Origin of the sequence: Fibrobacter succinogenes subsp. succinogenes S85, from assembly GCF_000146505.1 — a bacterium.
GTDB classification, from domain to species: domain Bacteria; phylum Fibrobacterota; class Fibrobacteria; order Fibrobacterales; family Fibrobacteraceae; genus Fibrobacter; species Fibrobacter succinogenes.
In genome coordinates this window covers 3,252,142-3,277,205 of record NC_017448.1, presented here as the reverse complement: position 1 = coordinate 3,277,205, position 25,064 = coordinate 3,252,142, and the positions used below count along the sequence as shown (strand labels likewise).

Annotated in this window: 22 protein-coding genes; 4 read left to right on the top strand and 18 right to left on the bottom strand. The window is 49.8% G+C overall.

The window, feature by feature from the left end; translation table 11 throughout:
* Positions 1–4: 4 nt before the first annotated feature.
* The 7 genes from ribF to FSU_RS13495 all read right to left on the bottom strand — a co-directional run bounded on the left by ribF (position 5) and on the right by FSU_RS13495 (position 9,332).
* Positions 5–898 (bottom strand): riboflavin biosynthesis protein RibF, encoded by an 894-nt coding sequence (gene ribF / locus FSU_RS13525; RefSeq protein ID WP_014546937.1) that lies wholly within the window; start codon positions 896–898, stop codon positions 5–7.
* Positions 899–1,855 carry a tRNA pseudouridine(55) synthase TruB gene (gene truB, locus FSU_RS13520; protein WP_014546936.1) on the bottom strand — a complete coding sequence of 319 codons (957 nt, stop codon included), beginning with the start codon at positions 1,853–1,855 and terminating at the stop codon, positions 899–901.
* A complete protein-coding gene (rbfA, locus tag FSU_RS13515) occupies positions 1,856–2,209 on the bottom strand; it encodes a 30S ribosome-binding factor RbfA (protein WP_014546935.1) in 354 nt (117 codons plus the stop codon).
* Between the two features lie 75 nt (positions 2,210–2,284).
* Positions 2,285–5,377 (bottom strand): translation initiation factor IF-2, encoded by a 3,093-nt coding sequence (gene infB, locus FSU_RS13510; RefSeq protein ID WP_244263654.1) that lies wholly within the window; start codon positions 5,375–5,377, stop codon positions 2,285–2,287.
* A gap of 81 nt (positions 5,378–5,458) precedes the next feature.
* Positions 5,459–6,682 carry a transcription termination factor NusA gene (gene nusA, locus FSU_RS13505; RefSeq protein ID WP_014546933.1) on the bottom strand — a complete coding sequence of 408 codons (1,224 nt, stop codon included), beginning with the start codon at positions 6,680–6,682 and terminating at the stop codon, positions 5,459–5,461.
* Positions 6,683–6,695: 13 nt separating this feature from the next.
* Positions 6,696–7,148, bottom strand: a complete 453-nt coding sequence (locus FSU_RS13500) for a ribosome maturation factor RimP (protein ID WP_014546932.1) — start codon at positions 7,146–7,148, stop codon at positions 6,696–6,698.
* Between the two features lie 141 nt (positions 7,149–7,289).
* Positions 7,290–9,332, bottom strand: a complete 2,043-nt coding sequence (locus FSU_RS13495; RefSeq protein ID WP_014546931.1) for a fibro-slime domain-containing protein — start codon at positions 9,330–9,332, stop codon at positions 7,290–7,292.
* Between the two features lie 187 nt (positions 9,333–9,519).
* Here FSU_RS13495 and FSU_RS13490 point away from each other — a divergent pair, with 187 nt between their 5' ends.
* Entirely contained in the window at positions 9,520–9,729 is a 210-nt protein-coding gene (locus FSU_RS13490) for a hypothetical protein (protein ID WP_014546930.1), read from the top strand.
* 71 nt (positions 9,730–9,800) lie between these two features.
* Here the strand turns inward: FSU_RS13490 and FSU_RS13485 are convergent, their stop codons facing one another.
* The 5 genes from FSU_RS13485 to FSU_RS13465 all read right to left on the bottom strand — a co-directional run bounded on the left by FSU_RS13485 (position 9,801) and on the right by FSU_RS13465 (position 14,315).
* Positions 9,801–10,523, bottom strand: coding sequence for an NUDIX domain-containing protein (locus tag FSU_RS13485; RefSeq protein ID WP_014546929.1), 723 nt, complete (start codon positions 10,521–10,523; stop codon positions 9,801–9,803).
* Positions 10,520–11,620: a hypothetical protein gene (locus FSU_RS13480; protein ID WP_014546928.1), complete on the bottom strand. Its 1,101-nt coding sequence runs from the start codon at positions 11,618–11,620 to the stop codon at positions 10,520–10,522. Before FSU_RS13480 ends, FSU_RS13485 begins: the two co-directional genes overlap by 4 nt.
* A gap of 10 nt (positions 11,621–11,630) precedes the next feature.
* Complete coding sequence (locus tag FSU_RS13475; RefSeq protein ID WP_244263653.1) at positions 11,631–12,416, bottom strand: M23 family metallopeptidase; 786 nt, start codon at positions 12,414–12,416, stop codon at positions 11,631–11,633.
* A 135-nt stretch (positions 12,417–12,551) separates the two neighbouring features.
* The gene (locus FSU_RS13470; protein WP_014546926.1) at positions 12,552–13,139 is read right to left on the bottom strand and encodes an STAS domain-containing protein; all 588 of its coding nucleotides are present in this window, start codon (positions 13,137–13,139) and stop codon (positions 12,552–12,554) included.
* A 12-nt stretch (positions 13,140–13,151) separates the two neighbouring features.
* On the bottom strand, positions 13,152–14,315 hold the full coding sequence (locus FSU_RS13465) for a PorV/PorQ family protein (RefSeq protein WP_155808794.1): 1,164 nt from the start codon (positions 14,313–14,315) through the stop codon (positions 13,152–13,154).
* 107 nt (positions 14,316–14,422) lie between these two features.
* On the opposite strand from FSU_RS13465, the gene FSU_RS13460 reads away from it, so the two are divergent.
* Positions 14,423–15,319, top strand: coding sequence for a tyrosine-type recombinase/integrase (locus FSU_RS13460; protein ID WP_014546925.1), 897 nt, complete (start codon positions 14,423–14,425; stop codon positions 15,317–15,319).
* Positions 15,320–15,420: 101 nt separating this feature from the next.
* Here the strand turns inward: FSU_RS13460 and FSU_RS13455 are convergent, their stop codons facing one another.
* The 4 genes from FSU_RS13455 to FSU_RS13440 all read right to left on the bottom strand — a co-directional run bounded on the left by FSU_RS13455 (position 15,421) and on the right by FSU_RS13440 (position 19,705).
* Positions 15,421–16,542: a hypothetical protein gene (locus FSU_RS13455; protein ID WP_015732250.1), complete on the bottom strand. Its 1,122-nt coding sequence runs from the start codon at positions 16,540–16,542 to the stop codon at positions 15,421–15,423.
* An 8-nt stretch (positions 16,543–16,550) separates the two neighbouring features.
* A complete protein-coding gene (locus FSU_RS13450) occupies positions 16,551–17,747 on the bottom strand; it encodes a hypothetical protein (protein WP_015732249.1) in 1,197 nt (398 codons plus the stop codon).
* A gap of 129 nt (positions 17,748–17,876) precedes the next feature.
* The gene (locus FSU_RS13445; RefSeq protein ID WP_014546923.1) at positions 17,877–18,413 is read right to left on the bottom strand and encodes a DUF4416 family protein; all 537 of its coding nucleotides are present in this window, start codon (positions 18,411–18,413) and stop codon (positions 17,877–17,879) included.
* A gap of 2 nt (positions 18,414–18,415) precedes the next feature.
* Positions 18,416–19,705: a zinc metalloprotease gene (locus FSU_RS13440; protein WP_244263652.1), complete on the bottom strand. Its 1,290-nt coding sequence runs from the start codon at positions 19,703–19,705 to the stop codon at positions 18,416–18,418.
* A gap of 278 nt (positions 19,706–19,983) precedes the next feature.
* On the opposite strand from FSU_RS13440, the gene FSU_RS13435 reads away from it, so the two are divergent.
* Complete coding sequence (locus FSU_RS13435; RefSeq protein WP_244263651.1) at positions 19,984–22,257, top strand: DNA internalization-related competence protein ComEC/Rec2; 2,274 nt, start codon at positions 19,984–19,986, stop codon at positions 22,255–22,257.
* Between the two features lie 17 nt (positions 22,258–22,274).
* Here the strand turns inward: FSU_RS13435 and hisN are convergent, their stop codons facing one another.
* Both hisN and hisC read right to left on the bottom strand, forming a co-directional pair.
* A complete protein-coding gene (gene hisN, locus FSU_RS13430) occupies positions 22,275–23,120 on the bottom strand; it encodes a histidinol-phosphatase (protein ID WP_014546920.1) in 846 nt (281 codons plus the stop codon).
* Between the two features lie 9 nt (positions 23,121–23,129).
* Positions 23,130–24,215, bottom strand: a complete 1,086-nt coding sequence (gene hisC / locus FSU_RS13425) for a histidinol-phosphate transaminase (RefSeq protein ID WP_014546919.1) — start codon at positions 24,213–24,215, stop codon at positions 23,130–23,132.
* A gap of 65 nt (positions 24,216–24,280) precedes the next feature.
* On the opposite strand from hisC, the gene FSU_RS13420 reads away from it, so the two are divergent.
* A complete protein-coding gene (locus tag FSU_RS13420) occupies positions 24,281–24,991 on the top strand; it encodes a hypothetical protein (protein ID WP_157747958.1) in 711 nt (236 codons plus the stop codon).
* The last annotated feature ends 73 nt before the right edge of the window (positions 24,992–25,064 follow it).

Sequence of the window (25,064 nt, the reverse complement as noted above, 5' to 3'; positions counted from 1 at the left end):
TTCCCTACTCCGCCCAGTGATTTCCGTTGTAATTCTTGGCGGTGTCAGCGTCCATGCCAATCTGACGCACCAAATCTTCGATGCTTGCGAACTTCTTTTCGGGGCGCAAGAAGGCGAGCAAGTCCAGTGCTAAATGCTGGCCGTAAATGTCTTCGTTAAAGTCAAGCAGATACGCTTCGACCGCAAGGTTATGCGTTCCGGGCGTTGTCGGTTGCGTTCCGATGTTCACAACAGAGCGATAAATGCGTCCATCCGAGAGTCTTGCGCTAGCGACATACACACCGCCTTTCGGCAAGAACTTGTACTGTTCCATTTGCACATTTGCCGTCGGGAATCCGATGGTGTGACCAAGGCGTTTGCCGACCACGACTGTTCCGGACAAGCGATACGGGCGGCCTAAATACGTCTGCGCACGGTCCACATCGCCGTTCAAAAGAGCATTGCGCACTGCAGAAGAGCTCACACGTTCGCCCTTGTGCAACACCATCGAAAGCATCTGCGTCGAAAGTTCCGGGAACGCAGCGGTAATCGTCTCGTAATTGCCCTTGCCGCCCGCGCCAAAGCAATGGTCATGACCAAAGAACATCGAAACGACTTCACGCTTTTCAATCAATTCCGTGCGGACAAATTTATCGAACGGGAGTTTTGCCAATTCACTCGTGAACGGCAATACCAAAAATTCAATGCCAAGGCTCTCGACGAATTCGCGCTTTTCTTCGGTCGTCGTGAGGAGCAGCGGATCGCCCGGCCCACGCAAGACGTAATTAGAATGGGGTTCAAAGCTGATGACCGTCGGCTGCAAATGGTTCACTTCGGCAACCGCTTTCAGCGTGCGGAAAAGCGCCTGATGCCCCAAATGGCATCCATCAAAATTACCCATTGTCACAGCGCGTTTCATTTAATCATCACCTAAAAAGAACTTGGGGCAAATGCGGCCCGGGTCATAAACACCAAGCCCAATCACAGCACCATCTTTATCGGCGGTAAAGACAAACTTTTCCGCCCCTGGCGTCGTGCTTAAATTTTCAACAGGAGTGCGCCACGGCACCCAATTTCCTAAACGAATTGCTTTCACCTGGTCGTCATTCAAGCGGACAACCGGGAAATCAAGCACCTGGTCCACAGGGAGCAAATGTTCCGGCGTGAGAGCGTCCCCGCGAACAGCGCGGTCTACCGTCACATCACCAATGCGATGGCGGCGGATCATCGAAACGCAGCCGCACGTTCCAAGCGCACGAGCCAAATCACGACCGAGCGAACGGATGTACGTTCCCTTGCTACAGTTGCATTCCAAATCAAACGTGGCAAAGCTCTTGCCTGTGCAGCCTTCCGTCACAAGCCCCTCGCCCACAACTTTGAGCGATTCGATATGGATGCGACGAGGCTTAAGTTCAATTTCACGACCGCGATTCGCCAAGTCGCTTGCGCGATGGCCGTCGATTTTCACAGCACTGTAATTCGGCGGAACCTGGTCAATATCGCCAATGAACTGCGGCAAAACCGCTTCGAGGTCCGCACGCGTCACCGATGGCACTCCGCACTGGATCCTATCGCCTTCGGCTCCAGGATGACAACCCATCTTATCCTGTTCCACTACTTTCCCGTCCCATTCTAGGGTATCGGTTTCGTAGCCAAGATGGAGGCGGAACGTATAGCACTTGTCCTTCGCCTCAATGTAGGGCAAAAGGCGCGTTGCACGACCAGTAGCGGCAATGATGAGCCCGCTTGCACGCAAATCAAGCGTACCCGCGTGGCCCACGCGTTTAGTACAAAAGACCCTTTTCAGAGGGAAAAGGGCCTTAAAAGATGTTTCACCTGCAATTTTGTCCAAGAGGACGAAGCCGGAAGAGGACAATTAAAGTTCCCCTTTCTGCTTCAGTTCTGCAAGGATTTCTTCAATGTGCATGGCATGTTCAAGATTTTCGTCAAGAACGAACTTGAGCTCCGGAACCTTGAAAATCTTCAAGGCCTTGCCCAAGACGCCACGGATAAAGCCGGCGGAATTGTTGAGTCCGACAAGCGTATCGCGCTTTTCTTTATCGGAACCCATCACCGAGACGAGGGCCTTTGCATAGCTCAGGTCTTCGGTAATGTCCACACGGGTAATGCTCGCGAGAGTGCTCACGCGCGGATCCTTCAAGCCCTTCTGGATGAGCTTGGAGATCTCTTCGCGGAACTGCTCGCCTAATCTATCGGTTCTTCTAGTCATTTTCGCCTTCGGCGTAGTTGGCAGAACTTAGTTGGTAGAACTTAGAAAGATATTCTAAGTTCTAAGTTCTAAGTTCTAATTACTTTCCTTCGCTGCGGCAGCTTCTTCAGCAGCCTTCTTTGCCTTTTCTTCAGCTTCTTCGCGGGCAACGTCTTCCAACGTACGGGCGACCTTGACTTCCTTGAAGAAGATGAGGCTATCGCCTTCCTTGATATCGTCGTAACCCTTGAGGCCGATACCGCATTCAAAGCCACGAGCAACAGACTTGACGTCGTCCTTCATGCGCTTCAAAGACTGGACCACGGTCGTACCGAGTTCGATACCGTTGCGGTAAACGCGGACATGGCTCGTGCGGTCGACTTCGCCGTCGGTAACCATACAGCCAGCGATGAGACCGACCTTCGGGACCTTGAACACCTGGCGGATTTCGGCTTCGCCAACGAGTTCTTCGCGCATAATCGGCTTGAGGAGGCCTTCCACAGCGTTCTTAATATCTTCAATGCAGTCGTAAATCACGCGGTAGTTGCGGATTTCGATGCCTTCCTTCTGAGCCATTTCGCGGACAGCGAGAGACGGCATAAGGTGGAAGGAAATAATGATTGCCTGTGCGGTCGTTGCAAACAAGATATCGGATTCCGTAATCGTACCCACACCCTTGCGGATGATGTTGACGCGGACTTCCTTGTTGGTAAGCTTTTCGAGGGAAGCGGCCAAAGCTTCTGCAGAACCACCCACGTCGGCCTTGACGATGAGGTTGAGTTCGGAGAGCGTACCTTCCTTCTTTGCGTTGAAGGAGTTTTCGAGAGAGACCGTCTTACGGGCGCGGAGATCGCGTTCACGAGCAGCCATACGGCGCTTGGAAGCAATTTCACGTGCGGTCTTTTCATCTTCCACCACGACAAGTTCGTCACCGGCCTGCGGAGTACCGTCAAAACCGAGCACCTGACACGGAGCAGACGGAGGAGCTTCCTTCATCTGTTCACCGCGTTCGTTAAACATGGCACGGACACGGCCAGCGTAGATACCGCAAACAAACGGGTCACCCACATGGAGCGTACCGTTCTGCACGAGGATCGTAGCCATGGAACCCTTACCCACGTCGAGCTTGGATTCAACGACAGCGCCACGGGCGTGCGTATCCGGATTGGCCTTGAGTTCAAGAATTTCAGCTTCGAGAGCGAGCGTTTCGAGGAGGACATCCATGCCCTGACCTGTACGAGCAGAAACTTCGATACAGCTGGTCTGACCGCCCCACTGTTCGACTTCCACACCGCGTTCTGCGAGCTGGGCACGAATCTTGTCCGGGTTTGCGGTCGGGAGGTCCATCTTTGTAATGGCAACGACCATCGGGACGTTTTCGCGCTTTGCAAGTTCAATACATTCAACCGTCTGCGGCATCACCATGGAGTCAGCAGCCACGACGAGAACGATAACGTCGGTCACCTGGGAACCGCGAGCACGCATAGCACTGAAGGCTTCGTGACCCGGAGTATCGAGGAAGGTAACCTTGCCCTGCTTGGTGGTGACTTCGTATGCGCCGATGTGCTGCGTAATGCCACCCGATTCGCCGGACACCACGTGGGTCTTACGAATCCAGTCGAGGAGAGAAGTCTTACCGTGGTCAACGTGGCCCATGACGGTAACCACCGGATGACGCGGCTGGAGATTTTCCTGAGATTCTTCCTCGATGCCGAGAGCTTCTTCTTCGTATTCTTCCATCAGCTGAGCTTCGTAACCGAATTCATCAGCCAAAATCTGGATCGTTTCGAAATCAAGGCGAGCGTTGATGGTCACCATCATGCCCATTTCCATGCACTTTGCAATGACGCGTGCCGGCATCTGGTCCATGAGACCTGCGAGTTCGCCCACGGTAATGAAGTCAGAAGTCTTGAGAATCTTCTTTTCTTCACCCGAGTTGTTTTCGGAATGTTCCTTGTGATAAACTTTCTTGACCGGGTTCTTGGAGAGAGATGCCATCACGCGGGAGACGTTCTGACGAACGGCTTCCTGCTGCTGTTCCCTCTGCATTTCCTGACGGTCCTTAGTATTGCTACGGCGGTTCTTGTCGTTGCCATGGCGGCCGTTCTGACCCTTGCCATTGCCCTTACCGTTCTGGTTGTTCTGACCGAGAGACTGGTTATTGTTGTTGGAAGCATTGAAAGCTTCCTGCATGGAACCGCTGGAGAATCCACCGTTACGACCGGTATAGCCGCGGCTACTGCTGCTAGCGTTACCGCCGTTCGGGCGACGATTATTGTTGTTATTGTTGCGGTTGTCGTTACCGCCATTGCCGTTGTTCGAGAGACGGCCAAACGTACCCGTGTAACCCTGGCCATTGCCGCCATTGCGGTTTCCACCATTCGGACGGTGGTTGTTGCGAGCAGCCTGAGCCTGCTGGCGAGACTTTTCGATACGGGCAAGGATTGCGGCATCGGGCTTGAAGACCTGGGCCTTCATCGGAGGCTGCTTGAGTTCCGTCGTAGCAGACATCATTGTCGGCTGCGGAGCAGCGGGCTTTGCGACGGCCGGAGCGGCAGGCTTTGCAGCCGGAGCAGCGGGCTTCGGAGCAGCTTGAGCAGGCGCCGGGGCGGCTGGCTTTGCCTGAGGTGCCGGGGCCGGTGCGGGAGCGGCGGGCTTTACAGCCGGTGCGGCTGGAGCAGCAGGTGCTGCAGCTGGTGCGGGAGCAGGTGCGGCAGGCTTCGGTGCCGGAGCGGCAGGAGCCACTTGAGCCGGAGCAGGTGCGGCTGGCTTCGGTGCAACTTGTGCAGGTGCCGGGGCGGCCGGTTTTACGGCAGCCGGAGCAGCGGGCTTTGCAACCGTGGTTTTCAATTCCGGTTTAGCAGTAGGCTTCGGAGCCTCCTTGCGGGGACCCGGGCCTTTCTTGAGGCTCACTTTCAAGCCAAGTCTGTTCGTCGCAACCGACGTTTCCTTCTTCTTTGCAGGAGCGGAAGCGGAAGAATCAGATTCAGAAGCGGTCGGCCTCTTGAGATTCTTGTTGCGGGCATCCTGCTTCTGTTTTTCGGCAGCGGCAGCATCCTCGATTTTAGCAAAGTCTGCCATATCCAATTTGGACATATGGGTACGAACTGCAACGCCTGCATCGCGGAGCAGCTTCATCACCACATCAACCTTCAATCCATGAGCATCAGCCCAATCCTTAGGTTTCATTTGAGATTCATTCGTCATGAATAGCCTATTCAATTCCTTTTCTTATTCTTCCGTTAAACTATTTGCCCTGCGCAAAAGTTTTTAAGCGTTCACGTCCTTCTTGACAGCTGCGGCCTTTGCCTTTCTGTCTTCGTCCAAACGCTTCGTTCTCATTCTTCTTTCATCCTCATAGTTCGGAGCGAGGATGTTGTTCTTGGCTTCTTCGTCCATCTGAGACCATTCCTGTTCTCCATGAACGTCAAGCTTGCGATCCACCAAGCGACCGGCGAGTTCCACGTTCTGACCACCCTTACCGATAGCCTGTGCGAGGTTTTCGTCATCCACGATGATCACGATACGGTCCGTATCCGGAACCGGGAACATCTTGAGGACAGATGCCGGAGCCAAGGAACGCTGAACGAACACGTCGAAGTTTTCGTCCCAGTGAACGATGTCAATACGTTCGTTGCCGAGTTCGCGAACAATCGTCTGTACGCGAGCACCCTTCATGCCGACGCAAGCGCCAACCGGGTCAATCTTTTCATCGCGAGAGTAAACAGCGATCTTTGCACGACGATTCTTGGAGTCACGGGCAACAGCCTTGATTTCGACAGTGCCTTCGTAGATTTCCGGAACTTCCTGACGGAGCAAAGCCTTGAGGAAGTCGGCGTTGGATCTAGACAAAATAACCTGAGCACCGCTCTTCGTAGATTCTTCCACGCGGGCAATCACAGCCTTCACAGAAGCGCCCTGAGTCAAGCGTTCGTGCGGGATCTGTTCGCGAGCCGGGAGTTCAGCTTCAATCTTGTTGCCAAGGTCAACGATAACATTACGTTGTTCCAAACGGAGTACCGTACCGTTGATGATCGTACCGATGCGGCTACGGTAGATGTCCATGATGCGCTGGCATTCGGCACTGCGGATGTGCTGGGTCAAGAGCTGCTTTGCGGTCTGGATAGCCTGACGACCAAAGGAGGAGGTCGGGAGTTCCATATAAAGGCTGTCGCCTGCCTGAGCGTCTTCGTTGAAGTCGCGAGCTTCATCGACGAGCATGTAGCCTTCGTCCATTTCAGCAACTTCTTCGGCAGTCATGTTCGGGTCGTAGTCCGGATAGTCATCGACAACTTCGACGTTCAGGAACACATGGACTTCGTTGGTTTCCATGTCGATATCGACGTTGATCTTCTTTTCGATGTGCAGATACTTGCGGGCCGCAGAAATAAGAGCCTTCTTGAGGGCGTCCAAAATCACGGAATCATCGACACTCTTGTCTTCAACGACTTCCTTGAGTACGTCGAGCAAGTTTACTTTCGGTTCGTTCTTCATATAGTTGACCTTCCTATTTAATTTCTACTTCGACCTTGGCCGAAAGCACTTCGGACCGCGGTATGACGATTTCGCCGGCATTGCCCTTAAGCTTGAGCGTCAGATTTTCTTCGTCGGCATTCAAAAGTTCACCAGTCACTGGCTTGCCCGTCGAGCGTGTCACACGGAGCAGGCGCCCCTTGTTGCGTTCAAAATCCGCCATAGACTTGAGGGGGCGGTCTATTCCCGGAGAAGAAACTTCAAGCGTATAAGCGCCCTCGATCAACTCGGGATCCAGGTCCAGCGCATCCGAAAGGAAATGACTCACGTTCGTGCAGTCATCGATAGTAACACCTTCGGGCTTGTCGATAAAGATTCGCAATGTCTTGCGTTTGCCAGCACGGAACACATCAGCTTCCACAAGCGTAACAGATGCGGACTTGCATGCATCGGCAATGAGAGAATTCAGTTTTTCTTGGGCGACCAAATAAACCTCTTACAATAAACGGCGTTCGTATTCGGGTCCGAATCCGGCTCGTTCAAGCCAAATTTGAACCCACGAACGTCAGTACATACCAAATAGAGAAATTTTTTTGCCCTTAGGCAACCGTTATTACGGACTTTGGCGTCAATAAGCGCAGTTCACACCGATCTCGCCAAACTTTTCCGGTTCGGTAAAACCTTCCACACGGTTACCAGAACTTGAAGCGATATAGAAATCCATAAGCTTAGCCCAGAACATCAACTGCGCCCACTTACCTGCGGGGTAATTTCCACCATTACCTTCTTCATCAAGCGTCGTGCTATACGGAACGTTAAAGGCAATACAGTCGCCATGCAAAATCCCGCCTTCAACAACATTACCATCAACACCCTTCAAAACGCCTTCAAACTGGTACATAGTCCCTTCTTCACCCTTGTCTGTCGCCCCAGAAATTCGGGACACATAGAATCCGTAAACATTGTCACCACGTAATACAACGAACGAAGGCACATGAGAACTGTTCATCTTAGCAACTGTGGAATCCGCCAATTCCGCATTTACATACAAGCTATTAAGAGCAAAACCAGCTTCATCTACCAATGTCGTAACCTTACGTACCGTCGGCATGCCATAGCGGGAAGGTGCGGCATAAATGCTAAAGGACGATGGCAGCGACATCGAGAAATCAGAGATTTCGGTCTGGCGGTTTGCCACAAAGAAATGCAAATGATGCCAAGAATCATCAGCCCATCCCGTAGCATCAGACGCCCCATCACAATTCGTATACATAGCCAAAGGCTCTCCAACATGGCAACCATGATTATTCTTTGCAAGAGTCTGAATGCTCACGCTACCCGGAGCAGGCAAGTGCGTACCGCCCAAGTCAATCACCAGAACACCATCGACAAACACCCACAAGTCACCACTACTAATAAACTTCAGTTCTTCTGGTACCGGCAACTGGTTTGATGACTTATACTGGAAAGTCGTGTAACCTTCCATAGTAAAGCCATAATTGCGCAAGTGCTGCAAGCCAAGAGTTCCATTCTTTATTGTCGCCTGTAAAGCCGCACTATGTCCGGTCCCTTCAGAATTTACAGCACGCGGGCCACCCGCATTCAGCCAGTCTGCACAAAGCTTAGCGGTACTCTGGCCGTACAAATCCTGCTGAGTTTGAGCATACTGATACCTGTAAGGCGGGCAGAAAATAGAGAGCGACTGAGGCTCAAAAACTTCACAAGAACCCGTCAGCTGGATAGTTTCAATACAAGGTTTTGCACTCACCCATTCCCGATTCACCGGGTTCACGCTATCAAGCGGGAAGAATCCTCCATTACTGGAATTATAATTGTAAACAAAATCATTATTTTCATCAGAGGACCTCACAAGATCAAGGATCATATTGACGCGTTTGTTTACAGAAGGAACATCGGCAAACCACTGGTCAAAGTTCTTATTGTCGCAACGTTCGTTCAGCTTTTGAACGGCAACATCATACATATCAATGGTCCCATCATTGCTTGTATTCTTAAACAGCAAATAAGGATTCACCATGCCCGGTGTATAAACAACCGGATTCGCCCAGTTATTTTTACCGCCAGGACACTTTGTACCAGTCACGTTATCAAGAGCATTTTTGTAGCCGCGCAAAATCTTAAGCCCAGATAGAGCGTCCACAGTCTCAGCACATTCCCCGTATTCCAATACCGGACCCGCAGAAACCTGTTGCAAATACGATGGCAAAGCGGGATTCACCTGCATAGGCACCCCATCAACGCCAATTTGAGCCCCAACGCCCGCGGTTTCAAAAGAATACATGTTACCGCACGTATTGTGGTAAGCCGTAGCCGCATACCAATCTTCATCAAAGCCAAAAGCTTTCATGGCAGCACCGGTTTCAGTCTCGTAGCTATAGATATCATCCAGATGCTTAACCGTTTCTTCCGAGAAGTTTTCAAAATCCGAATGGTTCTGCTGGAAATCGCGAATAACGACATCCAAATTAAGCACAGAATTTTCGGCACTGGCCCCCTCTTTCGCAAGAGGTCTAGACCCATCCGTAGGACAGTCCGTTCTATATTGAGCTCCACCACCTAATCCGACAGGTGCAGGGTCACTTTCTGAGCAAGCTGCCCAAAATGCCATAATCGGCACAATTAAAGCCAAATTTCTTTTATTTCTATTCATTTTTCCTCCTTACTATAGCCATAGCGACAAAAAACGCCCTAGCATTGTATAAAAGTTTGTTCTTAAAATAATAAATTTTTTGCCAATATGCTATATGGCACTCCATATGGAGTGCATATAGCTCAGTTCGGTCATGCCAACAAGTAAACTTGTTGTCGCGACGCTCGCTTTATGCTATATTTAAAGCATGGCTTACGTACTTCTTATCCTTATCAGCATCGGCGGACTTGCGCTCTGCGGTTTTTATCTTAAAAAGAATATTGTCCGTATTAAGGAAAAGAATAAGGACGAGCCGAAAAAATACAAGCGTATCTGGAACTACGTGCCAACCGGACTATGGTACGGCTACTTGATCCTGTTCTTCGCAGGCCTCACCATCAACAACACGATTTTCTAGTAATTATACCCCATAGCCCAAAGGGAGCCGAAGGCGACCGAGCTCACAGCCCAAGCATCTATCCGCTAATTTTAATAATACACCTTCTGCGCTTCGAGCCAGCGTTCGTATAAGAACAAAGCTATCAAGTTCTTTCCATCAATGAACTTGTGGGCGGCCTCTTCATAAGGCAACACTTCCGTGCGGATCCATTCGTTCTCGTCAGTATAGGTCTGGTTCTTGCCGTCCATCGCTTCAAGTTCTTCGCGCGTCACGCTACGTTCAATCGCATAAAGGCGGATGCGTTCGTCCAAAAGTCCGCAACTTCCGGCAAAGCCTTCGCTTGAGCCCTTGTACCAGAAGTCCATCAAGTCAATCAGCTCGGAATCCTTCGCCTTGATTTGCGCTTCTTCTTCAAGTTCAGAAAGAGCCACCTTGCGGAAATCGCCCGACCAGTCAAGAATCCCTGCCGGGATTTCAAGCGATGCTGTCTCAGAAATTGCAAATCGCGGTTGGCGCACCAAGAGCAAGTAACGCTTGCCTTCACAATGGAGCACGACGAGCACGCCCACAGCATGACCACGCACAAGCACAATCCCATGCACAGGCTTACCATCCGGCAAGAATGCAGTCGCATTCAGCTTGATGAACAACGGCTCATGGCGTTTGCTAAAGTAATCAACCGAAGCAAAATGCACCTTCGTGATATTGAACTTTTTCTCGGACGCTTCAAGCCACTGCTTGTAAATCTTGCTTTCAAGAATTACCGGTTTGTCTTCTTCTGCTATTTCAGCAGCAAAGGTATATTCAATCATTTTGACTCCGTCGAATCGGCTTTAAGCGTATCGTTAGCGACCGTCGCCGACTTCCAGACTTTATACAAACTATCTACAGAAATTTTATCTTCGGATTCAACCACAAGGCTGTCCGTTGCAAGGTTAATGGCAACCCAGTCCTTCTTTGTCGCAGGGCCGCAAGAGCGCTCGCTTTCATCGGGGACAAAAAGCTCACGCAAGAAGGTCATTTTTCCGCCGTAATAAAACGCCGTACGCGAAAAACCATTCACCATTGCGCACTTCGGAATATCTTCGATATAATACGTACTCGTATGCCAAACAGTATCTAAGCGCTCCATCACCTTGCCAAGAGCTGTTGAATCGTATTCCCACTTAGAATCCAGACAGTACGTAGAATCCGAAGACGCACACGCATAACGCACCGGAACAAGGGCGGTATCGCTCGCCTTCCAGGATGTCGGGTAAACCGTATCCGCGACAACATCATTGCATATATCCACGCGCATAGTGCAGTTTGCACGTAACGTTCTCCAATAGAACTTCTGTGGAGTCAGGGAATCAAGCATGCGTAAAATTGAAGGAGAATCTTTTGTCCTAAGCGGTAGCTTTTCCGGTTCAGTAAAAGCGGAATCCACAAAAATGCGGAACGTATCAAGTTCCAGTTTTCCACGGCGAAGCATGATGGAATCCAAAAGGGAATCCACATCATTTTTCACTACAATTTTTGTGATTTTTTCAGAAATTTCATCCGTCAACATCGTGAATGTTGAATCCGGACGATACATTGGTGACGGGCAATCGTCCGTATTCACCTTGATTTTCACCTTTGGCGAAAACACCAGTACAGAATCGTCAAACGAATAATCCAGATCAATTGAGGTGAGCGAGCAATTCGAAAAAGACCAAATTTTCGAAAGCGTCACAAAAAGAGTATCCGAAATCAGGTGGATTGTCTTGCCTGAATCTAGCGTTGCCCCCAGAAAATATCCATCACCTTCAACGGACTCACCATTTGGCATCACCGGAAGCGGGCCATCGCCATCTTGTGCGCACGACACCAAAAACGAAGCCAACGCAAACAGCAAATAAAAAGGGATTAACGCAACTCGTTTCATACAGACTCACTCAAAAAGGCAGATTCTTTTTGAATATAGCAATTTGGGCTGAGTCCACCGGATGCGTCAATTTATAGAAATCTTTCCAGCGCACGAACAAACCGTTTTGCCGCACCGTCAAGAAAAACGATGAACTGTCCTGCGGCGAGAGGCGACCGACAGCATCCTTAATGCCAAGCGTTTTGCCGACAACAGGAGCCATCTTCCAAGAACCGATGCCAAACATGCGCGACGTAATTCCGTTTCCGTGATTCAGCTCAACAAACATGCCTAGCGAATCGCGCCCCGCTTCAAGCACTATTCCCGGCAACACAGGGTAAACGGGCGCTTCACCAAGACCTTTAAACAAGTCCGCCGAAAGCAACTGTTCCAGTCCCTCAAAGTCAAAGTTGTCTACAATCGCAAGAGCCGACCAGCCAAGCGGAACATGCGGGCAGGGGCCAGGGAAAAGGCAACCCGTCTTGCTTGAAATCCAGACTTTCAAAGAATCTTCGCGCGTCATGTGCAAAAACACATTGCGAGTCGTATCTTCCTGAACAACGAGAAGCGCATCGCCAAAGTCCTTCTTGGGCGCAACCCAGTGGATCTTGGAACCGTCGCTAGACAAATTCTTTACGTAACGCAAAAAGGAATTCGGAAGCGAAAGCGAATCCGTCACAATCCAGGAGCACTGCGCATAGCCATCTTTAAGCTCAAAAGGCGTTCCATCGTACGACGTGCAGCCTTCAATCCATTCCTCGACAACAGGAGGGGGCGGTTCTTCGTGTCCGGGCAACGGCAGCGCATCAATCAGCATGCGGAACCACCCGTTCGTATAGGCGACCACCAACAAGACAAAAACCAGAATAATCCTTATCAGCGGGAATTTATTGCGCTCCCGCTTTTTTTTTCTTTTTCGTTGGATCTCTGTCGGAAATTCTACAGCCATCGGTTACAAAACCAAATAAGATACTACAGCAATAACAATCAGCAAAAGGATAATCACAGTGACGAGAGAACCCTTTGAAGAAGATTCATCGACAAGCGGATTCTTGTCCAGAATTCTCGGTTCCGTATGGGCAGCCACCGGAGTTTCAGGAGCGGGTTGCGGTTCTGCTTGAGTTTTTGGAACTTCCGGCTTTGCTGGTTCTTCAGCAACAGGCTTTTCAACCTGTTCAAGAACAGCCGCCTTCTGTTCAATTGGGGCATAAGCAGCCATTTCGTCAGCACTCATGAAGATGCGGATAAAGCGTTCAAGTCCGACCTTTCGAAGGCTCCTCACGAGAGATTCCCTATCGGCAAGGACAGCAAACGTACCATTTCGCTTGGCGAGTTCCTGATGGAATTGCATAAAGGCGTTATACGCGTCACTGTAGACAAAATCGATGCCAGACAAATCCACTGCAATAAACTTGGCGTCGTCATTCGCCGTCATCACAGCACGGAAATTAGCCTTGAAGGTTTCCGCATCAAAAGCCCCAATCGGATTGAGTGGAGCCGGAAGCAAAAGGAACAAACCCACATTCTTAGTATCTAACATCGTATAGCCCCCTTATTCTAAAACTTCATCGTCCGTTTCGATAATAGGAGCCGAGGGCGCTGCAGGAGTTTCATTTACGGTTTCTTGAACCGGTACTGGAGATTCCTGGATACTTTCCTCGACAAATTCTTCAGCAGGAACCTCTTCAGGTTCTTCTGTCACGAGCTTTTTCGCTGCATCAGTCTTGTTCAAGTGACCTTCTTCTCGCGGCTTATGGCCAAAAAGATACGGACTAAAGTTCACACTCACGCGATGCACCGGAGAAAACACCGGATGCGATTCAAAGGCGTAATCCACGACGAGGAATTTTGCAATCGTAAGACCGGCACCTGCAGTCACGCTCTTGAAAGTCATAAAACTGCTTAAACCGACTCGCAACTTGAGCCCAAAGTCAAATGAAAATTCGACACCGCCACGGCCACCGGATAACCAGTCCAGCGGATCTTCCCAAATTCGTTCGCCACTCTTGGTATCTTCTTCAAAATCCAGATTTCTCGATTCGTGATGGAAAAGGCCCGCACTCTGCCAGTAAAAATTGAACTTGCCATATAGATATCGGACAGGCAAGCCATAGCTCAAAGCCAAGTAAAATTCCGGTGCAGAATATTCAAACTCGCCCGATTCCCAAGAGGCGGCCGATGAAGTCCAGCCTTTCAAGAGGCCAGACACATAAAAATCGTCCTTGATCTGGTAACGAGCGCTAGCATCGCCACGGAATCCCCAGCCACTCTGGTCCATATCGCGATACAACACATGGAACGCAAGGCCCAAGTCCAAACGGTCTATAATGCGGCGCCCCCAAGCGACAGAGAACACCCAGTCCGCAATAGAAAGCGTATTGTAGTCCGTACCTTCCGGCAGTGGGTCTCCTTCGCGGATGTAAGGAATGTCGTCGGCGCCAAATCGGGAGAACGAAACACCTAAGCCCTGATTACCCGGGAGCGGAATCACCATCGACGCATAATCGTACTTGGTATCTTCGTAATACGCCGTATGCGAAAACGAAGCCCACATGTATTTAGCCTGAGAAAGCTGATATGCATTGGTGCCAAGCCCAAGATAATCACCTTCAACCGCCAAAGTAGCAGAACCCAAAGCCGCAGAACGCGCACCCGGTTCAATATCAAGAGTTGCATTCGCACCCACAACGCGGTCGGCAGCAAAAGAAGTCGACACAAACGCGCAGGCAAGGAAACAAGTCCGCAGAGATATAAATTTTTTCAAAAAAGACATTTGGTGACAACTAAAATAGATATTTTTCTTTTTGAAAACACTTTAAAAAAATGCTTTTAGACGAATACATCCAAAATTTCCTGATATACCTGCAAACCCAGCGCAGGTATTCCGAAAGAACGGTCATTACGTACCGAAAATCGCTCGAAAAATACCTCGCCACGATCAATGAGAATGCTCCACTTGAAGCTTTTTCCGAAATGAACGTCAAAGCTTTTGTGTGGGATTTAAAAATCAAGCAAAAACTTGCGCCTACAAGCATCTGCGAGCACCTCGCCGCACTGAAAAGTTTTGGCAAGTACCTCGTCCGTTCCAAGATTTTGCAAAAGAATCCCGCCGAAGCGGTCCCCATGCCCAAGCGCCCCAAGCGCCTCGTCTCGTTCCTCGGTCAAAAGGACCTCGCCGAAGAGAAATTCCCTGAATTGCCCGAGAATCCGACGCTCCCGCAAGTCCGCGCACGTCTTTTGCTTGAACTCATTTACGGCTCGGGACTGCGAATTTCAGAATGCCAAAGCCTCTGTTGGAATCAATTACAGATAAAAGAAAGACTTGTCCGAGTCATCGGTAAAGGCAACAAGGAACGCATCGTCCCGATTACAGACACATTAATTTCTTGGCTTGAAAAATTTAGGGCCGTTGAAATTGAAGCAGGGCATACCCCAACAATTACAAGCTATGTGTTCTTGAGCGAAAACGGCAAGCCCTACGACATCCGCACACTCCGAAACGATATCCACAACTTGTTGCGGGATATCGGCTGGGAAGGGAAAGCAAGCCCGCACGTGCTGCGCCACAGTTTCGCCACGCACTTGCTCGAAAATGGTGCTGAAATCATGAGTGTCAAGGAAATGCTCGGACATTCGAACATTTCCACCACGCAAATTTACACGCATGTAAACGCCGAACGCCTCAAGCAGGCCTTCAAGAAAACGCACCCTAGGGCGTAGCATTTTAGACGGGAGAACGGACCTGCGGTCCTACAGACGAAAGACGAGAGAATTATTCATCTTTCGTCTCTCGTCTACCAGCGAAGCGGTCTTTCGTCTAATTAGAAGAAGCTTCCTTTGACGCCAACGGCGATGGTCCACTGCTGGCCAATGTCACCCCAGTCCGGAGCGTTCCACTTCTTCATCGGCTTTTCGCTGTATTCATTCTTAGAATCCGCGCCACCCGCCTTATCATGAATCGGGAGCGAGAATGCGAGGAACACCGGGAAATCCGGGTTCGAGAATTCCAAGCCGTACACAAGAGCCAAAGACCACGCCTGGTGATCCGGGTCCGGTCTCGGGTCATAAGTTCCTTCAGATTCAGAAGAAATCCAAGCCACGCCAAGCGGAATCGAGAAATTCACGCCAAACGATTGCACAATGCCCGAACGACCGCGGTAGCCATAAGCGACAGAACCTCCAATTGAAGGCGGAGTAAATGCACCAAGGTCATTTTCGCCATACGGCTTGAAGCGGTATTTAAAGCGATCACCATGTTTCTTGATGTCCTTCCAATAGCTGTCGTTGAACTCATTTTCGCCCGAGAACAAGTGCATCGCAAACGGGTGCGTATAGCTCAAGCTGTAAAGCCAAATGCCCTTGTCCGTATCGCGGCTGTAGTCCCATCCAAGCGTAAGCGAGTAAAGGCCACTCCCCTTCTGGAAGCTGCTCGGCAAGATTTCCTTACCGCCATCCTTACCGCGCTTTACATCGTACTGCCCCGTCGGAATCGTAAGTGATGCCGAAAGCGAAGCCGCACCGCCACTGCCAATCGTCTTCGAGAAATCGAACGAGATATCGCCAAGACCACCCGTAGTGCGGTCCGTCGGAGTCTGGTTACTGCGATACTGCACTTCACCCTGATGGCTCATGAACGGGATTGTCACACCGACTTTAGTATCCCATGTCGGCTTGATTGAGAAATGCGGATTCACCGTAAAAGCAGAAAAATTCTGCCCCACATTATACTTCGTAAAAACTTCCGCTTCGAGATAACCGCCCGAAACACCCTGGCCAATCCACTTGATGCCATCGCCAGAACCGCCACCGGAACCGCCCGCACCGCAACCGCCAATGGACTCCCACGGAGTCGCTGGAGTCACAGGAGAATTAAAGCCAGCGTAAAAAGCAACCGCCGCAAGTGCGACAAGAGAACAACCCTCAATCAAAAAATTCTTCTTCATACAGCACCTCACGGAAGCTTAAGCAAATAAGCGTACTTATACCCCGTTGACAAGAACTTGCCATCGGGAGAACGTCCACCAATCATCGGGACCGGAGCTAGTTCAACATTGTCGTCAACCCATTCCACCAACTCATTACCCGTAGCGCCAGCCTTCAGGCGAACTTCACGCATAACCGTACGCCCAGCGGAACCATCCTGAGCCGCAGAATTATCTAAATGAATCTTGTTGAAATATGTAGCCTGCGTAAATTCCGTCCAAACCACAAAAAGGCGACCATCCGATTCAAACCAGTGTGGCTGTGCAGGATCCGACTTCATGTCCTTTGTACGGGGAATTTTGACAGCTTCCGCATCTTTAGTAAGTTCCTGTATATAGGCTTCCCAAGTATCTTCCGATTTTGTCAGCACATTATACACGACAAAATTTCCATCCGGCGAAATCATCGGACTTTCAATCTTCCAGTTACTGCGATCTGCAGGCTTTTTAAGCTTAATCGCCTTTGACTTTCCACCATTGGCATAGTCGATAAATACGATATTTTGCGGGTCACCATCCGAGCCATCGGCATAGGTCAAGCGCACATTCTTCGTACCAAAAAAGCCTTCAACGGTCGATGCATCGCCATCCTTATCCGCCTTAGCCGTCGGGTCTACCCACACATGCGGAGTCGCCTGTTCAATAATTCCCTTGTCATAGAACCAGAACTTTTTCTTATCTGACGTGCGCACCACAAAAATGCCGTAATCCAAGACGTCACCACAGGTTCCATTCCCTTCAATACCAACACCTCGCAATGCGACGATGAAATCCGGATGGGTACTCCACTCAGGATCTTGGAACTGGCATTCGCCATTGTCCTTATCGATCATCAAATACCACTTCACATTATTCGCGGTATCCGAAACCGTCAAACGGTCGTGCTGTTTCACACTAGTCACAGAAAACCCGTCATCATGGCTATTGACTTTAATCTTGCTAAAGTTCAACCAGAGCATCGAAGCCGGGAAATTGACCGTATCCTGCGAGATGGAAGGATTGCAAACTTGCTCACTTCCGTTCACAGAGTAAATCGTCCCCATTTCGGAACTGGTCTGCTTTTTGGAATCATCATCCAGAGATTCAGCCTCGAACGGTTCGGGGCTATAGCACGCCATAAGTGCGAAGGTCGAAAGACCAAGGAGTAAATGCTTCTTATTCATCATCTTGTAATATAACAAGAATTAGAACTTAGAGCTTAGAATTTAGATCTTAGAAAGGTTTTTAGAGCTTAAAACTATGATTTTGTACCAGTCAACTAAGTTCTAAGAGCGTAGCGAGCTAAGATCTGCCAACTATACTCCCTTACGCGCTTTCTTGAACTTTTCGCGGATGAGTTGTAAATCGTGCTGGTAGGGATTCCGCACGAAATCGTCAAATGCCCAAGCCGTCGGGTGGAAAACGCCCTTCGCATACGTCAAAAGCATGTCGAGCCACACACCCTTGCCCGCATAGAGCTTGAACGGACCGCGCTTGTAGCTTGGGAGAACCACTTTGTCCATGTCCATATAGCCAATGTCAATATTCACATGGCGCAGTTCCGGAGTCTCAGCCGATGCAGTCGTGAGTTCCAAAGCGTTGCTGCGTTCCTTCTCTTCGGCTATCGTCTCCGGCGGGATCTCCTTTTCAAAAGAGACGACACCGCGATACAGACCATCGCCCATTTCGGGCTTGTAGTAATCAGTCTTGTCAAAAGCAAAGAGTCGGCCCTTGTGGCGAATAGGTCCCCAAGTCTTTTCCAATAGTTCAATAACGTTCGGGTCCCATTCAGAGCCCTTTTGCAAGACAAACGCAATCAGCTGCGCATTTTCAGAGAATTGAGAAGCTTTCATTTTTAGTGCGGGAAAATCATGAGCGAAGATCGAATTATTTCCATCTGCTGTTCTGTAAAGGTAGCATTTTCATAATCGTCAACCGTCACCGGGAACATGATGTTATCCAAATCGGCGCACGCTTCGATACTCGCCGGATTAGACTTAGCCAAGGACTCCCTACTTTCCTTGACATAGATTCCAGCAGGAAAGCCTTCCAATTCCTCATCAACAGAATTCTTATAGTAACCGTTCCTCAAGACATTTTCGCAGAAAGGAGTATCCGTCAAGCCGTCTTCAATATTCGAATAATCTCCAATCATGACCTTTGTTCCATCTTCGTATTCCACATACTGGTTCAGGTCACGACGAGTCACCGAAGTATGTCTCAGGCCGAAGAAATGTCCCGTCTCGTGAATGGCGGTCATCGTAATATTGTACGACGAAAGCAGTTCAATTTCATAATCCTTCCGGACATGCTCGCCAATCACCACAGAGCTTTCCTTGCCCGCTCCTAGCACGCCAGAAAACAGCCTTGCAAACCCCATGATGTTATTTTCATTGATGCTATGAACAAAAATGATATTCAACGCAGTGCGAAGATTATCTTCAGGCCACCCAGTAAGTTCGCTCACAAAAACATCTTCCGAACTCAAGCCCGCCACCCAGGGTTGCGAAGCCGGATAAAACGCCCCCAAAACAGGATGCCGGTCGGCATACCGCACATAAAGAGTATCAATAGTAATCCCATAATATTTTTCGCGGAACATCTGCAACATGTAACGAGACAACTCATCAACGTCCATGCCATCAAGCGTCTTTTCCATGGAGCCGACAACAATCAAATTTATTGACAAATGATCATTATAGGCACCAACTCCCGTATAACTTATATTACTTACTTTACCTTTATAATAGTCACCATCGACTCCTAGCGATGTAAACCATACCGACATCTTATTTTCGACACAATCAAAGGAATACACATAGCGATTTCCGACAACAGTTGGCGACAAAGTACGGACTTTACGGAACCCCACGCGCCCTTCGTTATCATTAATGCTAAAAGAACGGAATAACTGCAATTCAGGAGCCGGATAATCAGGGTCGATATCAAAGGAAAGCTGGTAAGAAGCATTCGGATGCACCACAAGCATAATCCCACGAGCAAGATTCGCGGCGGCAGAATCGTTTTTCGCCCTGTCATTGGGGAAAATTTTATGGACAATCAAATGATTTTTATCGGGTGGAAGAACAAATTCTCCATCCGAATCCGAAACTGACGAGCATGCGGTAAAAAGAAAAGACCACAATACACAAAAAAGCCCAAAAAAGCTCGTCCATTTTTTACAAACATTTTTCATAAATAGTTGATCCAAACACTCCTCAAATGCGTGTATAAAATATAGAGACACCCTTAAAATACAAAAGAAATAAGAAAATGAAAAAAAATATTAAAGAAAAAATATTTAACGCACTTAAGGAGCTTTTATCCACGCTTGACGGGAAACCAGCCCTTGTAAGCGCAATCGCCATAGTCGCCTCAATAGTCGCTTTCGACGAGCCCCAATTCGCTTTTTTGGGGCTTGGAATGGTACTTTTGTGTACTCATTTCTTCAGAAGGCACATCCAATGGGTGATTTTTGTGTCTTTAGTGGCTGGAATTATCGCCCACGAGGGGTTTCCGGGGATATTAACAACTTCGAACGAACAATTTGCGAGCAACGAACGCCCGGTATTAACCGAGCGTGAGTGCGAGAGCGAGGCGAAGAAGGAGTCCCCGACATGCATAAGAGCCGAGCGATCTTATGAGGGCAATTTCGGGTGTGGAAAAGTTGAATCCAGGCTCCCACGGCCCAAAGGTACCGCGTTTATCATCAATATTTCGGGAAAAACCGTGCGCCTGACCGAAAAGCGGGATCTGCCGGACCTCCCCTTGCCTGGGGATTCCATCTGTTTTGAGGCATCGTGGTACCCCGTGACGCCCCCGAGCGTGCCTGGCGCTTTTGACACGCAAAATTGGCTAAAATCGCAAAATTTGGCCGCTTATGGCAAATTCAAGCATTGGAAAGCGTATCCCGGCGATTGGACTTTCGAACGTAGCTTTTTTAAGTTCCGGCAATTTATGCAGGCGAGATTCGCAAAGTTTCTCGACCCCGCCGAAACGGGCCTCTTGATGGGGCTATTGGCAGGTGACCGCTCGGGGATTCCAGAAGTACTGCGGAGCGATTTTCAGAGGTCGGGGCTTGTACACGTGCTTGCGATTAGCGGTTTTCACGTGGTTTTGCTCGCGGGAATGCTCATGATTTTCTTGAAAGCGACCGGGCTTCCGCATAAAATCGTCATCATCATCGCCGTGACGCTTCTCGCGATTTACGTTCCCGTCACAGGAGGATCGCCAGCTGTTCGCCGTGCGGTCATGATGTTCGCCATCCCGCAAATTGGTACCTTGTTCGGGAAACCTGCGAATACACTTAACAGCTTAGGCGTCGCTTTGCTCCTTATCATCTTGCCGGAACCTAGCGTCATCTGGAATCCGGGATTCCAGCTTTCTTTTGCCGCCACCGCAGGCATCATCATCGGCACACCGCATAACCCAACAAAGCTTTTGCCTGACAGTTTCAAGCAAAATAAGCTTTGGCAAAAGATTCAAGCATTCGCCATCGACCCTACGTACGTTACACTCTGCGCCACACTCGCCACAGCGCCGTTCCTCATCCATCATTTCAAAACGCTTTCGCCGTTCGCATGGTTCGGAAACATCATCATCGTGCCTGCGATTTCGCTTGGCATGCAGGCGGGGCTTTTCGCACAGCTCTCGCCCATTGACTTTATCTGCGGAACATTCTGCGCTGCCGCGAGATTCTTTTTGCGATTGGCATCGCTTTTGACGCGAATACTCTCGGATTCTGCGGCAGCCTCAATGACCGTCGGGCCATTTTCGCCTGCGGTACTGCTAGCACTCGGAATCTTGATTTTACTTCTGCCGGTTTGCTACAAGAACTACATCGCCCGCAAGTACGCGTTTATATGCGTTATAGCCGCCGCCGCTTTATTCGCGTTTGAAAGTTACTGCGAAGTTCTGCACCCGTCGTGGACGCTCACGACCATTGATGTCGGGCAAGGCGACAGCCACCTCATCAAGGCGCCATCCGGCAGATATTTTCTCGTGGACGCTGGCGACAACAGCCGCCAAGATTCCGGCAAAGACATCATCGTTCCGTTCTTGCATCACATTGGTGTGAACAAGCTCGATGCGCTCATCATCACGCACCCCGACAAGGACCATTTCGGCGGAGCGCTTTCGCTATTGAAAATGTTCCCCGTCAGGGAACTTTGGACAAGTGATTGTTCTATGAAAGAAAGCAAACCCGACTGGCAACAAGTCCTCAGCGAAGCCCGCAAAAGGAACATTCCCATCCGCAACATTCATCGCGGCATTCTATGGAAAGAGAACTACTTCGAAATGCGAACAATCCACCCACGAAACGATGTCTGCGTCGAAGCCAACGAAGGGAGCATCACACTTAGGCTCAAGGGGCTCGGACATTCAGCTGTGCTTACCGGAGACCTCACCGTCAAAGGCGAAAAAGAAATCATGAAAACAGACGCCTATCTGAAAAGCGAAGTGTTGAAGCTCGGGCATCACGGTTCCAAGACATCCAGCAGCGTACCGTTCTTGAACGCAGTCTCCCCCACGTACGCCATTATCCCAAGCGGTCGCAAGAACCGGTTCCGACACCCACACAAGCAAGTGACCTACCGCCTCGACTCGCTTAACATTCCCTACATCAACACCGCAAAAAAAGGGACGATAACATTCACGTTCGTCCCTGATTCAGTAAGCTATACAACAATGTGGTAATGAATAGTTGGCAGAACTTAGAGCTTAGAACTTAGTAGACAGTCAAGAGCGGCGTCGTGCAAGAGCCCGTTCGTCGCAATGCTCGTGAAGCCTTCGTAAATCGGAGCCGTCGGCTTGCCGTTTACGTCAAAGAGCTCGGTCTTACCGTCAATGGTACTGAACTTGCCACCCGCTTCCTTCATCAAGAGCGGGAACGGGGCAATGTCCCACATTGACACAACCGGATCCACCATGATTTCGGCACGACCTGCAGCCACGAGGTAATAGCCGTAGCAATCGCCCCAGCCACGATGCAAGCGAGCGCTGCGGCGGAGCTTCGTAAAACCTTCGCCAAAACCCTTGTCTTCCATCGTGTTGACCGTACCCGAAAGCACGAGCGCATCGCTCAACTGCGATACCTTCGAAGCGCGAACTTCGCGACCGTCCAAGAATGCACCGCCGCCATTCACCGCCCACACAGCGCTCTTCATTGCCGGTAAGCGAATCACGCTTGCAATCGGAACATTTTTGTGATAAAGGCCGATCAGCGTTCCGAACAAAGGCACACCGTGGATAAACGACTTGGTGCCGTCAATCGGGTCAATCACCCACTGGTATTCCGCATCCGGGCTTTCAATGCCGAATTCTTCGCCAATGACACCAAAGCCGGGTGTTTCCTTCGCCCAGAATTTACGGGCGAGTTCTTCGGTTCCCTTGTCCGCAATCGTCACGGGAGTTTTATCCGCCTTCCATTCGACGCCAACATCGTTCTGGTAATACTTGAGGATGTTCTCTTCGGCAAGTTCTGCCGTCTTGAGCGCAATCTTCAAGAGTTCCAGATTCTCGGGAGCGACACCTGCCTTTGCAATTTCGCGATTTTCCATAGCAAGCTCCTAGCCGACCCACTTCTTGACAAGCGAAACAAGGAGTTCGTTTTCTTCGGGCTTGCCTACCGTGATGCGGATGTGTTCCGGCATACCAAAGCTCGTAAGGCCACGAACAATCATACCGTTCTGTTCCAAGAACGAAACAAGTTCCTTGGCGCGTTCACCAATATGCACGCAGATAAAGTTTGCCTGCGTCGGGAGCACCTTGAAGCCAAGCGCACTAAGTTCGCGATTCAAGTATTCAAAGCCCACAGCGTTGTTCTTGCGAGTCGCTTCAACGTGAGCGGTATCGGCAAGAGCAGCCACGGCAGCCACCTGAGCAGCCTGGTTCACGTCAAACGGCGGTTTGATTTTCCACATGGCACGGACAACTTCAACACTTGCCATCGCATAACCCACACGGAGCCCAGCCAAACCATAAATTTTACTGAAAGTACGGTTGAGGAACAAGTTCGGGTATTCCGAAAGCAGCGGAGCCATCTTCGGATAATCGGCAGCCGTTGCAAATTCAGCGTAAGCTTCGTCCAAGAACACGAGAACGTTCGACGGCACTTTCGCAAGGAAGCTACGAATTTCAGCTTCGGTGTAGTAGTGACCGGTCGGGTTGTTCGGGTTGCAAATGAAAGCCACGCGAGTCTTGTCGTTGACGGCAGCAGCGAGCTTATCAAGCGTTGCCTTTTCATCGCCTTCGCCCACACCAATAAAATCGGCACCGTTTGAAAGCGTTGTAAACTTGTAGACAGAGAACGTCGGCGTAATGCCCACGCAATTGTCGCCCTGGCGGATAAAAGCCTTGCCCACCATGTCGATGATTTCATCGGAACCGTTACCAATCACGATCTGGTTGGTAGAAACGCCATACATCTTTGCAATGGCATCAATGAGCTTCGGAGCATCACCACGCGGGTACAAGTGCAACGAATTTGCGATTTCGTGGAACGCTTCCACCGCCTTCGGAGAAGCACCCAACGGGTTTTCGTTAGACGCAAGCTTTACAACATTCTTAAGACCATAACGTTCACGAATTTCGTCGATGGACTTGCCTGGGACGTAATCGGAAAGTTTAGAAAGTTCTGGACGCGGTTCTACCACAAATACCTCCATTTTACGCGTGTAAATTTAGCTTTTACCGGGCGATTTATCTAACTTTGATGGACATGAAACGCATTCTTTGCCTACTAATCGCCATTTTAGCAACAAGTTCTTTTGCATTGGACCATTTCTGGGACATGCGCTACAACTTTGGCCCCGAAAGCCGCCCTTCACCCAAAATCGGTGGTGGCATCGGTATCCGTTCGCCATTCAACTCCAACGTTCTCTTCCCCATCAACTTCACGACTCGTTTGAATAAAGAATTTGATGTTGGTGCAAAGCTTGATATCAACACCTATAATAAGCTGGACGAAATCCATACAGCGCTTGACCTTGGCGTGCGTTACCGCTACAGACCAAGTTCTTTCATCGCATTTGACGGCTATCTCAACTTGAGCGAAACAAGTCAGAGCGCATTGGCATTTACCATCGGTACACAGCAGTTCATCGCAAAATGCTTCGCCAACTACTACGAACTCCGTGCAGGTTTCCTTGAAGGCGCTGTAGGCAAAAAAGGCGATCAAAGCGGATACGTCAAGTTTTCAAGTTCCATGATTCCGACACTTGTTTTTGGACAAGTTCTCCGTATGTTCCTTGAAGTGACTGCATCCGGCAGCATCGGGCTACTCAAGGACGACTTCATGGTGAATATCATTCCGAAGATTGAACTAACCTTCGGCGGTACACACGTCCGCATTGACTTTGACGTCGGCGTCATGCAAGAAAAGAACAATGATCGTAAGACCATTGCTCTTTACGTTATGACAGCGTTGTAGCGGCTTCGCCGCTGTGGGCAGAACTTAGTCCGCTTCGCTCTTAGAACTTAGTTGGCAGAGCTTAGAGAGAAGA

Coding starts and splice junctions, on each gene's coding strand:
- FSU_RS13480 (WP_014546928.1), bottom strand. CDS start 11,620: ATGAAACGAGTTGCGTTAATCCCTTTTTATTTGCTGTTTGCGTTGGCT.
- FSU_RS13445 (WP_014546923.1), bottom strand. CDS start 18,413: ATGAAAGCTTCTCAATTCTCTGAAAATGCGCAGCTGATTGCGTTTGTC.
- FSU_RS13450 (WP_015732249.1), bottom strand. CDS start 17,747: ATGATGAATAAGAAGCATTTACTCCTTGGTCTTTCGACCTTCGCACTT.
- ribF (WP_014546937.1), bottom strand. CDS start 898: ATGAAACGCGCTGTGACAATGGGTAATTTTGATGGATGCCATTTGGGG.
- nusA (WP_014546933.1), bottom strand. CDS start 6,682: ATGAAGAACGAACCGAAAGTAAACTTGCTCGACGTACTCAAGGAAGTC.
- infB (WP_244263654.1), bottom strand. CDS start 5,377: ATGAAACCTAAGGATTGGGCTGATGCTCATGGATTGAAGGTTGATGTG.
- FSU_RS13420 (WP_157747958.1), top strand. CDS start 24,281: ATGAAACGCATTCTTTGCCTACTAATCGCCATTTTAGCAACAAGTTCT.
- FSU_RS13490 (WP_014546930.1), top strand. CDS start 9,520: ATGGCTTACGTACTTCTTATCCTTATCAGCATCGGCGGACTTGCGCTC.
- rbfA (WP_014546935.1), bottom strand. CDS start 2,209: ATGACTAGAAGAACCGATAGATTAGGCGAGCAGTTCCGCGAAGAGATC.
- FSU_RS13435 (WP_244263651.1), top strand. CDS start 19,984: ATGGTACTTTTGTGTACTCATTTCTTCAGAAGGCACATCCAATGGGTG.
- FSU_RS13495 (WP_014546931.1), bottom strand. CDS start 9,332: ATGAATAGAAATAAAAGAAATTTGGCTTTAATTGTGCCGATTATGGCA.
- FSU_RS13460 (WP_014546925.1), top strand. CDS start 14,423: ATGCTTTTAGACGAATACATCCAAAATTTCCTGATATACCTGCAAACC.
- FSU_RS13455 (WP_015732250.1), bottom strand. CDS start 16,542: ATGAAGAAGAATTTTTTGATTGAGGGTTGTTCTCTTGTCGCACTTGCG.
- FSU_RS13475 (WP_244263653.1), bottom strand. CDS start 12,416: ATGCTGATTGATGCGCTGCCGTTGCCCGGACACGAAGAACCGCCCCCT.
- hisN (WP_014546920.1), bottom strand. CDS start 23,120: ATGGAAAATCGCGAAATTGCAAAGGCAGGTGTCGCTCCCGAGAATCTG.
- FSU_RS13470 (WP_014546926.1), bottom strand. CDS start 13,139: ATGTTAGATACTAAGAATGTGGGTTTGTTCCTTTTGCTTCCGGCTCCA.
- FSU_RS13485 (WP_014546929.1), bottom strand. CDS start 10,523: ATGATTGAATATACCTTTGCTGCTGAAATAGCAGAAGAAGACAAACCG.